Here is a 13,232-nt window from a genome sequence, read left to right as displayed (position 1 = left end):
GGCCCGCGGTCACCGGACCGGTCTCTGCCGGGGTCGCAGCGGTGACCGCGAGCCGCGGGGGCGGCAGGTCAGGCACCGCCGCCGGGCTTGGGGACATCGCCGAACATGGTGGTGAAGTCCCCCGGCGCCGAGGCCATGACGGTCTGCAGGTCGGTGGACGTGATCGAGTTGCGGTCCTCGGCCGACTTGTACTTGGTGGCCAGCGTGATGATCCCGTCGTGCAGGTCGCTCAGCCCCGAGCGCAGGTCGCGCAGGACGGCCAGGTACTGGCCCTTCAGGCCGGCGTCCGCGTTGGGGCCGTTGACCGTGGTGCGCATCTTGTTGGCGTCGTAGAAGGCGCCCGGCTCCACCTGGACATCGTCCAGGCTGGTGATCGCGAAGTTCGTGCCGTCGATCAGCAGGTTCAGGTTGGTCGCGAAGAGCTCCATCGACGGTGTGTCCACGCTCGTGCCGCTGCCGCCGCTCTTGCCCTTCGGGACTGGGGGCGGCTCGAACATCACCGGCCAGGGGGCGTCGGAGTGCCCTGGGTCCACTCCGGTGCCGCCGGTGTAGTGATTCGGTGAGTTGTTGTCCATCTCCATCACGGGCTCGTGCTCGTTTGTCGGGGTCACTCCGGTGCCGCCGGGGTGGTTGTTCGTCGGTGCGTTGCCGCCGTCGTTCCGGTCGGTGGCCATGGTCACTACCCCCAGAGCTGAACGCCCTGGCGTTCACCGTTGGCGTAGTACTCGTTGATGGCGCCGAGCTGCTGGGCGGCTTGGGCGGACTTCGCCGTCATGTCGGCGGCGGCAGTGTGCCACTGCTCCCGGACCACCGCGTAGGTCTGCTGGGCGTCGCTTGTCCACTCCGCGAGGTTGGCCCTCGCCTGTGTCTCCAGCTCGGTCAGCGTCTGGTTGATCCGCTGGGTGATGGCGTTCATCTCGCCGACGATGAAGTCGACCTGTTCCATCTGGACGGTGTACGTGGTCATGCTGATGACTCCTTCTCGGAGGGCTGGATGGTCACAGGGCCGGGGGTCGGCCGACCGGAGGACCGGACGGCGGGATCGCGGCGGTCAGGAGGCGAAGCCGGGCAGGCCGGTGGCACCCGAACCCATGCTCTGGGCCAGCTGGTTGGCCAGCTGCTGGGTGTTCTCGTGCGTGTTCGCATAGACCTTGGTGTTCGACGCGAGGTTCTCCAGCATCTGGGTCAGCGCCTGGTTGACCTTCTGGAAGTCGGCCAGCCACTCCTGCATGGCCTGGCTGTAGATCTGGGCCGCCTCACCCGACCAGCTGGCCCGCAGGCCCTCGATCTGGCCGTCCATCTGCACGTACGCGTTGGTGCTCTCGTCCAGGGCGTGCTGGAAGGAACCCTGGGCAGCGGTCATGCCCTGGATTTCTACGGAGGTCGCAGTCATGTGTCGTCCTTCGGTCGGGCGCCGGCCGGTGGACCGGCGGAGGGAGGGGGTGGTGCTGACCAGGTGTCAGCACCGTCGTGATGGGAGATGGCCCGGGGATGGGGTCACGAGTGCACCAGCGGTGCCGAATCCGCGGTCCGAGGTACGGCTCGGGGTGCGGCCGGCTCGGGGACGGTGGGATCGGGCGGCAGGTCCTCGACGGTGACGAGGCGGGTGCGAGCCGATCGGGCGAGGTCCTGCGCCAGCCGGTGGATCTCGTGCGCGCCGCCGCGCGGTGGCTGCTCGGTGAACCGGTCCACCAGGGCCGCAACCGCCGGTCCGTCCAACCGGAACCCGACCAGTGCGAGTTGGCGACGCGTCAAATCCATTGCCTGCTCCGCGGTGTACGCGTGCAGCTCGACGAACTCGGCGAACGCCGCGGCCAGGTCGGTGCGTTCTCGCAGCAGGTCCATCAGTTGCGGTGAACTGCCGCTCAAGGCGAGGACCGTGGCGTGCTCGGTGCCCCGCGGCGCGCCGGCCAGCTCGGTCAGCGCGTTCAGGACGGCGGTCCGCTCGGCGGTCGGCCGGTGGCCGAAGGCCGGGTCCAGGTCCAGCAGGAGCAGCCCGCCGGCCGCCTCGGTCAGGGCGGCGGCCAGCCCGAACCGGGGTTGCTCCGTCCAGCGGGCGGGCACCGTGGAGAGGGCCAGGCGGTGTGTCACGCCCGTGGGCAGCAGGCCGAGTTCGGCCAGCCGTCGCCCGTACAGCGCGGCCAGCGCCCGCCGTCCGCTGCCGGGCGGACCCTGCAGGACGACGTTCGCCAGGCCGGCGGTCGGCTTGCCGGACCGCTGCAGCCGGGCCAGGCCGGCCAGTCGCAGATTCAGCTTCTCCCGGGCGGTGTCCAGGCCGGTCATGGCGGCCAGCGCGCGCAGCGCGGGGGTGTCGGCGGCCCGGGTCTGCCCAGGTTCGTCCGTGGCGTTGCCGACGGCCTGCTCGCCGGGGACGGTGAGCACGTCGGGGCCGGTCAGCAGGCTCAGTTCGTCGTCGCGGTGCGGTTGGGCGGCGAGCCGGGAGGCCTGCTTGCTGATCATCTCCTCGAAGATCTGCCGGGCGACCCGTCCGTTGCCGAAGGTGGCGCCCTTCGGCACCTCCTCGAAGTAGCGGTTCAGCGCCGCCAGCGCGCCCTCGTCCAGCTCGTAGAAGTGCTTGGCGCACAGGCCGCGCACGATGGTGACCAGTTCGGCCGGGCTGTAGTTGGGGAACTCCACGGAGCGGGTGAACCGGGAGGCCATGCCGGGGTTGGAGGCCAGGAACTGGTCCATCTGCGCGGAGTAGCCGGCCACGATGACCACGATCTCGTCCCGGTGGTCCTCCATCAGCTTCATCAGGGACTCGACCGCCTCCTGGCCGAAGTCCGGTCCGCTGCCCCCGGACTGGTTGGTCAGCGTGTAGGCCTCGTCGATGAAGAGCACGCCGCCGAGCGCCTTGCGGAACACCTCGGTGGTCTTGATGGCCGTGCCGCCGATGATCTGGGCGACCAGGTCGGCCCGGGCGACCTCGACGATGTGGCCCTTGCTGAGGATGCCGAGCTCGGCCAGCACCGCGCCGTACAGGCGGGCCACCGTGGTCTTTCCGGTCCCGGGCGGCCCGGCGAAGACCAGATGGCGGCTCATCGGGGGCATCGGCAGCCCCATCTCCTGGCGTCGCTGGGCCATCTTGTTCAGGTCGATCAGGCCGGTGACCTGGTGCTTGACGCTCTCCAGCCCGACCAGCGAATCCAGTTCGGCCAGCGGGCCGGTGCCCGCGGGGCGCCCGGGGGAACCGCTCGCGGTCGTCGGCGCGTCCGGTGCCCGCTCGCCGCCGGACTGCGACCCGGTACCGGCCGCACCCGCGGGCCGGCCGCCGTCGGGGCGGCCCGGATCGGCGGGTGGCCGGTGGCCGGCGCCCAGCCGGTGCACGGAACCGCCGCCGTTGTCGCGGATCTCGCAGTCGTGGACCCGCACCGCCTCCTCGGTGGTGCAGCGCACGCCGTCGCCGACGTTGTCGAAGACGGTGCAGTTGTCCAGCTCCGCCCGGGCGGAGGCCTGCACGTTCAGTCCGTGGCCGCGGGCCCCGTTGATCCGGCAGCCGACCGCCAGGATCGACCCGCCACCGGCCAGCCGGATCCCGTCGGCGCCGGAGTCCGAGAACTCGCTTTCCGTGGCGATGAGTTCGGAGTCCGTGTCGATCAGGACCGGGCCGCCCCGCAGGACCGAGGCGGTCAGCTCGGCGCGCGCGGCGCCGGCCAGGGTCAGGGCGGTGCCGCCGGTTGAGCGCAGCCGCAGACCGGACAGCCGAGCCTGCGCACGGTCGCCCAGTTCCATTCCCACGCCACCCTCCAGCGACAGGTCCGCCTCCTGCACCGTCAGGCCGCCCTGTCCGGTCACCCGGACGGCCACGCCGGCCCCGCCGATCGTCAGACCGGCGCAGTCCGCCGTGCTCCCCGCCTCCACCAGCAGGCCCAGCGGGCTGCCGGTGATCCGGCAGTTCTCCAGACGGGCGCGGGAGCCCGCGGTGACCTGCACCCCGCCGGTCGCAGCGGAGTCGATCACGCAGTCGCGCAGCAGAGGGGCGGCGCCCTCGCTGATGTGCACCGCCTGGCCGCCCGAGCCGGTGAACGAGCACTCGGCCAGCACGATCGAGGCGGCACTGGTCAGGTAGGCGTCCAGGGCGGCGCTCGCCGTCACGGTGACCTTGCGCAGCTCGGCCCGGCCGTTCTGCTCCACGGCCACCGCCGGCTTGCCGCTCCCGTGGATTCGGCTGCCCTCCATCAGGGCGGCGCCGTTGCCGTTGACGCAGATCCCGTTGCCGCGCGGCCGGTCGACGGCACAGTCCCGCACGATCAGCCGCCCGTGCTCGGCGACCACCACGGCCGAGGAGCCCACCTCGGTGATCGCGCAGCGCTCCACCACGTTGGCACCGCCGGAGGTGACCACGATGCCGGCGCCCTGGGTGTTGGCAACCTGGCAGTCGCGCAGCGCCAGCATGCCGTCCTGCCACGCCAGTACGGCTGCCCAGGCTCCGCCGGAGATCTGGCAGTCGTCCAGGGCGGCCTGCCCGCGCCGTACGTCCAGCACCGGCGCCTGCGGGTCGGTGCCCGACAGCTGGAGGCCCGTCAGCTGCGCGGCCTCCGCGTCCAGGACCACCGTGCTGCCGGTGGAGGCGTGGATGCTCACGGTCCCGGCGGCGCCCTCGGCGGCGAGCGTCACCGGCCGGGTGACGGTCAGTGTCTCCTCGTAGCGGCCGGGCGCCACCGTGATCAGCGCTCCCTCGGCGGCGTCGGCCAGGGCGGCGGCGATGGACCGGTGGGCGCCCGGACGGTCCGCGGACACCACGAGGACTTGCCGGCTCACAGTGTCGCTCCTTCGGCGGGCACGGGGGTGTTCCGCGCGGCTGCGGGCGTGCTCCCCGCGACGCGCGTCCGCGAGCGGGAGGCGAGGGTGATCAGTCCGGGCGGTGCGCCGAGCGGGGTACCCGCGGGCGCCGTGCCGGGCTTCGCCGCCGCAGCCGCGGCGGCCGCCTCCTGGGCCCAGTCCAGCACCCGGAGGGCCTGGTCGAGGCCGTCCAGGGCGATCTCGTCGAGCGGCAGGCGCGGTGCGTCGGCGCGGCCGTCCTGCGTCCGCTCGTCGGCCAGCACCTCGCGCAGCAGGACGGGGGCGTCGGCCTCGGAGCCCGCCCGCAGCACCTTGAACGCGGTGCCGGGCGCGAAGATCACGCGATCGGGCGAGCCGGGATCCAGCAGGCTGGTGCGGCGGGCGGTCATCGACCAGATCAGGAAGTCGGTGCCGTCCTCGGTCCCGGCGTGCGCGGCGGCCTGCGCGGTACAGAATGCCCACTCGGTGGTCGTGTGCCCGGTGCGGTACCAGTCGCGCTCCGCGTGGCTGACCCGCGACCGCAGCAGCGCGGCCCCGCGGTAGGAGGGCAGCCGGCGCAGTCCGGAGGCCACACAGCGGGCCAACGGGACGTGCGGTCCCACAGTGGCCCGCCGCACGGCGTCGTCCACCGCGGCGCTGTCGCCCCCGAGGTACAGGCGCACCGCCACCAGGTCCGTCAGGGCGTCACCCTCCATGGCCCGCGAGCTGCCGCGCAGCCCGGGGGCCTGCGACAGCACCCGGGAGACGATGCCGGCCGTCGCGTGGTACTGGGCGCCGTACGTGCGCCGTACCCAGTCGCGCTCGCGCGCGATCCCGCGTTGCGGCGGGACGGCGCAGGCCGCCTTGGCCGGCACCGGCTGCACGAGGACGGCGGCGGCGACGGTGGCCGCGGTGACGGATTCCGGTTCCGGTGCGCCGGCCAGGGCGGGGCTGGGCCGGGTGGCTTCAGGCACGGGGCCTTCGGGCGCGCCGGACTCCAGCTGGATCCCGCCCATGAGCGGCGACCGGAGCAGCTGCACCGCCGGCTGGGCGGCGGGCGGCCCGGCTCCGACGCCGCCCGCGGACGGCGGCGGGGGCAGCGGCGACGGCGAGGGTTCGAGGGCGGCGAGCACTGCAGTCCCGGCCTCGCCCAGTCGCTCGGGCCCGGGCCGTGGACCGTCGGGTGGCGTGGACGGCGCGGGCAGTGGCTGTGGCGTCATCGGCCGGCCTCCCGGACGGTGTCGGCGGCTGTGCGGGGGTCAAGCAACGGACCGTGCGTCAGCGCGCCGAGGATGCTCTCCGGCACGGCCGTCCGGCCACCGCCGCCCAGACCCAGGGCTGCGGCGGTGCTGCCGTCGGCCAGCGGGTAGGCGATCCCCTGATCGGTGATCAGGAAGGTCTGTGCGGTGGCGTTCGGCCGGGCGAGCTGGTCCAGGTCGACGGCCAGGAGGCCGGTGTCCGGCGGGATGAGCAGGGTCCGGCCGCTGGTGGCGGCGGGACCCTGCTCGACGACCAACTGACTGGTCAGCTTGGCCCCGTGGGCCTGCTGGCGCAGGCAGACCGCTTGGCCGGCCTGGTCCAGGGCGTGCGTGCCGAGCACGTCGGGCAGGGTGGTGAGCAGGGACTGGTCGTGGGAGATCGGGGCGCCGGCGATGTCGGTCGCGCTGACCCGCAGCACGGCCGGAACGCCGGGCCGGGCGGCCAGCAGGGCCGCCTCGGTGGCGCTGGCCGTGGCGATGCCCTTGCTGGTCATCACGTAGTGGTGGTCCGTGCCGGTCGCCGCCGCACCCCCGTGCGCGGTGCTCCCGCTCGCGGGGGTCTCGAAGAGCTGGCCGACCGTCACCCGGTGCCCGCCCACCTGCCCGGCCGCCCGTCCGCTGCCGGCGATCTCGGCGGGAGCCAGCGTGACGCCGGTGGGGAGCGCTGCGAGCCAGGTCGGCAGGGCGGAGAGCGGGTGGTCGCCGTCCAGGCCCAGCGCGATCAGCGCGGCGTCGTCGGGCAGCGGGTACTTGACGCCGCGCCACAGCACGAAGCGCTGTCCGTGGGGCCCCGCCACCAGGATGCGCCGGTCGGCGGGGACCGGGGAGGTCTGCCCGGCCGGGTCGAGGTCGAGCAGTTGGCCACCGGCCAGGTCTGGACGCAGGCACCAGGTCCACGGGCCCGGCAGCAGCGCCGCGGGCGCGGGCAGGGAGTCGGGTGCGCCGTTGATGCCGACCGGGGCACCGTGCGGGGTGCCGGCGAGCGACTTCGCGGAGACGGAACGGACCGCGGCGCCCTGCCCGGCCAGCAGCAGGGCCGAGGCGTAGTTGCGCACCGGGCGCAGTGTGCCGCCCAGGAAGAGGTAGCGGTTGCCGGTCTGCTGCTCCACCACGATGGACCCCGGTCTGCGCCAGCTGGTGTCCGCGGCCGGGGACAGCAGTCCGAAGGCGGCGGATCCCGCGCAGAGGAGCAGCACGACGCCGGCTCCGAAGAAGGTGCCGAGCGAGGCCCGCCTCGTCGGACTGTCGCCCCGGCCCGTATCACCGCTGACCAGGGCGGTGGCCAGCCGGCCGATGGCGAACCGGTGGGCGTGCAGGTGGTCGCGTCGCGTCTGCATCTGCCGCCGCCCCTCAGCCGGCCAGCGCGCGGATGCGGGCGTACACGTCCAGGAACTGGAGCAGCAGCGGGAGCAGGGCGATCGCCGCGATCATCTCCAGCACGTCCCCGCTGTGCCCCCAGACCGGCAGCAGGCGCCCCGACATCCGGGGGGCCCACACCGTCAGCAGTACGGTCGCGGTCAGCAGCACGGCCAGCACCAGCGCCCGGTCGCCGGTCCCGCCCGCACCGGCGCGCACCAGCAGCACGGCCAGGCCGAGGACGCCGGAGACCACCATCGGCCCGCGCTGCAGGGTGCCGGTGAGCCCGCGCGAGCGCAGCAGCACCGCGCCGGTGAACACCAGGGGCAGCGTCCAGCCGACCCAGCCCCCCGCGTGCGCCAGGGCGAGGAACGCCGACGCGTACACCACGCAGGAGGCCAGGCTCAGGACGTTCAGGTAGTCGTTGGCCGCCGTGACGCGCTGTTCGATCCGCTCCTGCGGTTCGGGGGCGATGCCCTGCTGGAGCTCTTCGGCGTTGTGCGGCAGCAGCGGGGCCTGCACGCGGGACAGGCGCAGAGCCAGTCGCGGTCCCACGTGTCCCAGGACGAACAGCGCGACCGCGACCACCGCGACCGCCTGATCGGTGCGCCAGTGGAAGGCGTGTACCAGCCCTGCCCCGGAGGCCGCCGCCAGCGCGGTGAGCAGGGCGGTGCCGGGCACGACCGGCGGCAGCGGCCGCAGGGTCAGCAGGACGGCGGCGACCACCGCCACACCCCCGGCGGCGACCAGGACCGCCGCCGGCCCGGAGGTGAAGGCGCCGTGCGGTCCGCTCCGCAGGGCCAGCCCCTCCAGCGCGCCGTGGGCCAGCGCGCCCAGCGCGGCGATCAGCACGGCGCCGCGGTCCCCGTCGGGCCGCGAGGCCACCACGCAGGCGGTCACCAGCAGCACGGCGGTGATCACCCCGGCGCACTTGGCGGAGAACGGTCCGGGGTCGCTGCTCAGCAGGGAGGCGCTCAGTGCGGCCAGTACCAGGACGGCCAGCGCCAGCGCCAGGCGGCGGCTGGTCGACGGCTGCCACCGGTCGGGCCGCGCACTGACCACGTGCGCCACGCCGTCGGCGACGTCGTCGAAGTGCAGGGCGGGCAGGGCCGCGTCGGCGGGCCGCAGGTGCAGTTGGTCGCCGTGCCGCAGCCCGAGGCTCTCGGGCGTGCCGTCCGGGTCCAGTGGTTCCTCGCCCAGCCGCTGGAGCACCAGGGGGGTGCCGCGCTCCTGCGGCGACTGCGGGAGGTGGCGCAACAGGGCCGGCAGCAAGTCACCGACGGACGTGGTGAGCGGGACCGAGACGTCACAGCGGCCGCCCGGGTGGACGATCGTGAGTCGGCAGACCTCGCTGGACGAGGGGGACACCGCGGGCGCGGCGGTCGACATGGTGCTCCTCTGATGCACGGCGGGAGTGTGGGCGGGCGCGGTCGTCATGAGGGCGTCACCAGCCCGGTCTGGACGAGCCGCACGGACCGGCGGGTGACGAACTGGGCCCGGCCGGCGGGCAGGGTGCGGGGCTTGGCCTCGCCGAGGAACTTGCCCTCCTCCTTGGGGTAGGAGAAGAGCAGGGCCGGGTTGCCCAGCTCCCACATGCGCCGCAGCATCGGATCCATCATGGCCCGCATCGCCCCGGAGGTGCTGCGGGAGACCACCAGGTGCAGGCCGATGTGCTGGCCCTGGGCCAGCAGCGGGACCAGCGGTGCCATGGGCGAGGGCGCACCGGCGGCTCCGCAGACCAGGTCGTAGTCGTCGACGATGACGAACAGCCTCGGGCCCTGCCACCAGTCGCGCCGGGCGAGTTGCTCGGGGCTGACGTCCGGGCCCGGCACCCGCTTGCCGACCGAGACGGCCGCGTTGGCAGCGAGCTCGGCGAGCGCGTCACGGTCCACGACGTAGCCGACCCGGTACGCCTCGGGCACCGAGGCGAGCAGGCCACGACCGGGGTCGGCGACCATGATCCGGGCCTGGTCGGGGGTGTAGCGGGAGGTGATGGCACGGATCACCAGGCGCAGCGTGTTGGTCTTGCCGCTCTCGCCGTCTCCCATCACCATCAGGTGCGCACTGGTGGCGAAGTCGTGCCAGGACGGTTCGAGGCGCTGCTCGTCCCAGCCCAGACAGACCCGCAGATCGCCGTCGGCCGCTGGGAGTTGGTCGACCGGCAGCCGGGTGGGCAGCAGGCGCACGCCGGGGGCGGCACGCCCGGTCCAGAAGGCGTCGACCTCCGCCACGGCGGCCTTGGTGGCCGTGGTCAGGTCGTCGGTGGCGCCGGAGTCGTCCAGTCGCGGCAGCGCGGCCAGGAAGTGGTGGCCGACCGGCGTCAGGCCGCGGCCTGGCTGGTGCGGCACGGTGGCCGCGATCCGCGAGCCGATCTCGGACTCGGTGGCATCACCGAGCCGCAGCTCAAGCTTGGTGCCGAGCAGGTCGCGCAGGCGGGGGCGGATCTCCGACCAGCGCACCGCCGAGGCGATCACGTGCAGCCCGAACGAGAGGCCCCGGGAGGTGAGTTCGATGACCTTCGGCTCCAGGTCCTCGTAGTCCTGGCGCAGTGTGGACCAGCCGTCCACCACCAGGAAGACGTCCCCGTACGGGTCGTCGATCGTGCCGTCGGCGCGCAGCGCGCGGTAGGCAGCCATCGACTCCAGGCCGCGCGAGGTGAACTCCGCCTCGCGCCGTTCCAGCAGCTGGGTCAGCTCCGCGATCGTGCGCAGTACCCGGTCGCGCTCCAGGCGGGTGGCCACCGACCCGACGTGCGGCAGCCCCGCGGTGGAGACGAGCCCGCCGCCGCCGAAGTCCAGGCAGTAGAACTGGACTTCCTGCGGGGTGTGGGTCAGGGCCAGCGAGAGGATCAGGGTGCGCAGGGTCGTGGACTTGCCGGTCTGCGGGGCACCCACCAGGCCGACGTGGCCGTCGGCTCCCGACAGGTCGGCCACCAGCATCTCGCGCAGCTGCTCGAAGGGCCGGTCCACCAGGCCCAGCGGGACGCGCAGCGCGCCGAGCCAGGGATGGTCCACCGCGCTCATCCCGCGCACCGGGTCCGGCACGATCCCCGGGAGCAACTGGTCCAGGCTGGGGGAGGAGGTCAGCGGCGGCAGCCAGACCTGCCGGGCCGGCGGCCCGCTCTGCGCCAGCCGGTCCACCAGCACCTCCAGCAGGCTCGCCGTGCTCTCCGCGCCCGGCTCGCCACCGGGCGCCGGACCGGCCGGCTCCTGAAGCCGGGCCGGGTGCAGCGACTGCTCGGCCAGCGCCCGGGCCGCCAACTCCGATCGCAGCGGGCCCTGCTGGGCCAGCCCGAAGAGCGTCAGCTCCGCTGCCGGGGTGTCCGGCAGCGCCGAGCCGGCGCCCGCGGCGGCCGGTTCGGGAGCCGGACCGGAGACGTAAGCCGCCTTGAACCGGGCCAGGTTGGTGGTGTCGATCTTGAGGAAGCCGTTTCCTGGGGCGGAGGGGAGCTCGTAGGCACTGGAGACGCCGATCACGCTGCGTGACTCCATCGCGGAGAAGGTCCGCAGCGCGATGCGGTAGGAGAGGTGGCCTTCCACTTTGTGGATCCGGCTCTCGTCCAGTCGCTGGGAGGCGAGCAGCAGGTGGACGCCCAGACTGCGCCCGAGGCGGCCGATCGACACGAAGAGGTCGACGAACTCCGGCTTGCTGGCCAGGAGTTCGGAGAACTCGTCGACGATGACCAGCAGTGAGGGCAGCGGGGCGAGGCCGGCGCCGGCGCCCCGGGCCTTCTCGTATTCGAAGAGCGAGGAGTGGCCGGACTCGCGCAGCAGCTCCTGACGGCGGATCATCTCGCCGTTGATGGCGTCGCGCATCCGATCGACCAGGTGGATCTCGTCGGCCAGGTTGGTGATCACCGCGGAGGTGTGCGGCAGCCGTTCCATGTTCAGGAAGGTCGCGCCGCCCTTGAAGTCCACCAGGACCAGGTTGAGCACCTCGGAGGAGTGGGTGGCCACCAGGCCCATCACCAGGGTGCGCAGCAGTTCGCTCTTGCCCGATCCGGTCGCGCCGATCAGCAGGCCGTGCGGTCCCATGCCGCCCTGGGCGGACTCCTTGAGGTCCAGCCGCACGACCTCGCCGTCCTCGGTCACCCCCAGCGGCACCTGCAGGCGGGCCGCCTGCTGCTGCCGTGGCCGCCAGGTGGCCGCGACGTCGAAGGTCCGCGGGTCGCGGATGCCCAGCAGGGTGACCAGGTCAAGGTCCGACTCCAGCGGGCGCTCGGCCAGGTCCACGGTGCTGCTGGTGCGCAGCGGTGCCAGGGCGCGGGCCAGGCGTTCGGCGCCGACCGTGCTGAGGGTGTCGGCGTTCGCCGTCACCAGCTCGTCCCCGGAGGGGAACTCCACCTGGTCCTCGGTGACGTTCAGGCGCAGCACCTTGGGGCCACCGGCCATCGAGCCCGTCGCGTCGAGCAGGACCACGTTGCGCAGGCCGCCCGCCAGCAACCGCGAGGTGGCGGGGATCCGCACCCCCTGGGCCACGATCACCACGAAGGGTTCCGCGACGCTCGGCGACGCCGCCGGGTCGTGGTCGGGGCGGTCGCGCACCTCAGAGCCCAGCAGGTCCATCAGCGCGTCGAGGCTGTCGGCGGCCAGTCGCACCGGCCCGGCCGCGTCCTCCTCGCCGGGATGGGTGTTGTGCGGCAGCCACTTCAGCCAGTCCCACCCGGCCTGCGCCGCGGCGCTGCCCAGCAGGGCGATGCGCAGTTCGTCCGGGGAGTGGAAAAGGGCCAACTGTCCGATCATGGCGCGTACCAGGGACGACGCCGGCTCAGTCGCACCGGCGAACTCCACGCTGGTGAAGCGCCTCAGGGCGACCGGGACAGGGAGCTGGGGGATCGTCTGGTGCGCCTCGGTGAAGCGGCGCAGGGACACCGCCGACAGCGGCTCCAGGTCCTCCACCGGTTTCGTCTGCGGTGGCAGGAACTCCAGCGTCGCCCGCCGCAGGCCCAGCGCGATCCGGATCCGTGCGAAGTCCTCGTGGCTGGGGCGGCGTTCCCACAGGCCGGTGCCGTGGGCGAGCGCCTCCAGGTGCCGTGGGTCCGGGTTGTCCCAGAGCAGGGCCGCGCGCTGCTCGGTCGCCGCCTGCCGGGCCTGGCCCCGCTTCTGTGTCAGGTACCGCAGGTAGTCCCGGCGTTCCGCCCGCAGCCTGCGCCGCCGCTCGCCGCCCGCGCGGCCGATCTGGGTCAGCGTCATGCTGACCATCGCGACGCCCATCATGCCGGACATCAGGTAGGTGCTCTGGCCGGAGCCGTGGATCGAGAACATCAGCACCATGGCCCCGGTGCCCAGGCCCATCGGCAGGTACATCAGCGCCGAGCCGAAGTCCGCGACGGCCGGCTCGCCGAGCACCGGGGGCTCGGCCAGTTCGATCTGCCCCTCGGGCAGAGCGGGGCCCTCGGCGCGCGGCGAGCGCTTGACCAGGACGGTACTCACTCCCGTTCTCCTCCGTGCTTGGACATGCCGTACTCCAGCGACTGCAGGGACATCAGGGGCTGTCCAACCGGGTTCTTGGACGGGAGCTGTCGCCGCCGCGGGCCATGGGGGAATGACCCGCGGCGGCGACTTCGGACGGTTTCGGGCTCCGTCCGGACGGAAGGTGGTGTCGAACGGGCTGCACGGCACCGGCCTTCCGGGTCTGGGGTGTCGGTTCCGCGAGAGCACGGCCGGTCCGGTGACCTGGCCTCCACGCACCATGGGACCGCGGGCGGCGGCCGGACCGGTCCAGGGGCCCGGACGCCTGCTGATGCGGGCCGCGTCAGTCGACCATGACGGCGTGCGGGGCGACCAGGAGGTTCCACCGGCAGAAATGCGATCCGGCATAATTCTGCCGGGGACCGGCGCTTTGAGCCGGGTGCCC

Annotated in this window: 8 protein-coding genes; all 8 read right to left on the bottom strand. The window is 73.5% G+C overall.

The window, feature by feature from the left end:
• Positions 1-68: 68 nt before the first annotated feature.
• Positions 69-674 carry a hypothetical protein gene (locus ACIQRL_RS30945; protein ID WP_401337695.1) on the bottom strand — a complete coding sequence of 202 codons (606 nt, stop codon included), beginning with the start codon at positions 672-674 and terminating at the stop codon, positions 69-71.
• A gap of 5 nt (positions 675-679) precedes the next feature.
• Positions 680-967: a WXG100 family type VII secretion target gene (locus ACIQRL_RS30940; RefSeq protein ID WP_401337693.1), complete on the bottom strand. Its 288-nt coding sequence runs from the start codon at positions 965-967 to the stop codon at positions 680-682.
• Positions 968-1,051: 84 nt separating this feature from the next.
• The gene (locus ACIQRL_RS30935) at positions 1,052-1,393 is read right to left on the bottom strand and encodes a WXG100 family type VII secretion target (RefSeq protein WP_401337691.1); all 342 of its coding nucleotides are present in this window, start codon (positions 1,391-1,393) and stop codon (positions 1,052-1,054) included.
• A 104-nt stretch (positions 1,394-1,497) separates the two neighbouring features.
• Entirely contained in the window at positions 1,498-4,761 is a 3,264-nt protein-coding gene (locus tag ACIQRL_RS30930) for a right-handed parallel beta-helix repeat-containing protein (RefSeq protein ID WP_401337689.1), read from the bottom strand.
• Positions 4,758-5,981 carry a hypothetical protein gene (locus ACIQRL_RS30925; RefSeq protein ID WP_401337687.1) on the bottom strand — a complete coding sequence of 408 codons (1,224 nt, stop codon included), beginning with the start codon at positions 5,979-5,981 and terminating at the stop codon, positions 4,758-4,760. Before ACIQRL_RS30925 ends, ACIQRL_RS30930 begins: the two co-directional genes overlap by 4 nt.
• Positions 5,978-7,357 (bottom strand): type VII secretion protein EccB, encoded by a 1,380-nt coding sequence (gene eccB, locus ACIQRL_RS30920; RefSeq protein WP_401337685.1) that lies wholly within the window; start codon positions 7,355-7,357, stop codon positions 5,978-5,980. The genes ACIQRL_RS30925 and eccB overlap by 4 nt, the downstream gene beginning before the upstream one ends.
• A gap of 13 nt (positions 7,358-7,370) precedes the next feature.
• Positions 7,371-8,765 carry a type VII secretion integral membrane protein EccD gene (gene eccD / locus ACIQRL_RS30915; RefSeq protein ID WP_401337684.1) on the bottom strand — a complete coding sequence of 465 codons (1,395 nt, stop codon included), beginning with the start codon at positions 8,763-8,765 and terminating at the stop codon, positions 7,371-7,373.
• A 44-nt stretch (positions 8,766-8,809) separates the two neighbouring features.
• On the bottom strand, positions 8,810-12,808 hold the full coding sequence (eccCa, locus tag ACIQRL_RS30910) for a type VII secretion protein EccCa (protein WP_401337682.1): 3,999 nt from the start codon (positions 12,806-12,808) through the stop codon (positions 8,810-8,812).
• Positions 12,809-13,232 lie beyond the last annotated feature (424 nt).

The organism is Streptomyces sp. NPDC091209, from assembly GCF_044757755.1.
GTDB lineage: Bacteria > Actinomycetota > Actinomycetes > Streptomycetales > Streptomycetaceae > Streptomyces.
This window is presented reverse-complemented; position numbering and strand designations above follow the sequence as displayed.

Bases quoted from the DNA above. Each gene is read 5' to 3' on its own strand.
- ACIQRL_RS30945 (WP_401337695.1), bottom strand. From the start codon at position 674: ATGGCCACCGACCGGAACGACGGCGGCAACGCACCGACGAACAACCAC.
- ACIQRL_RS30940 (WP_401337693.1), bottom strand. From the start codon at position 967: ATGACCACGTACACCGTCCAGATGGAACAGGTCGACTTCATCGTCGGC.
- ACIQRL_RS30935 (WP_401337691.1), bottom strand. From the start codon at position 1,393: ATGACTGCGACCTCCGTAGAAATCCAGGGCATGACCGCTGCCCAGGGT.
- ACIQRL_RS30925 (WP_401337687.1), bottom strand. From the start codon at position 5,981: ATGACGCCACAGCCACTGCCCGCGCCGTCCACGCCACCCGACGGTCCA.
- eccB (WP_401337685.1), bottom strand. From the start codon at position 7,357: ATGCAGACGCGACGCGACCACCTGCACGCCCACCGGTTCGCCATCGGC.
- eccD (WP_401337684.1), bottom strand. From the start codon at position 8,765: ATGTCGACCGCCGCGCCCGCGGTGTCCCCCTCGTCCAGCGAGGTCTGC.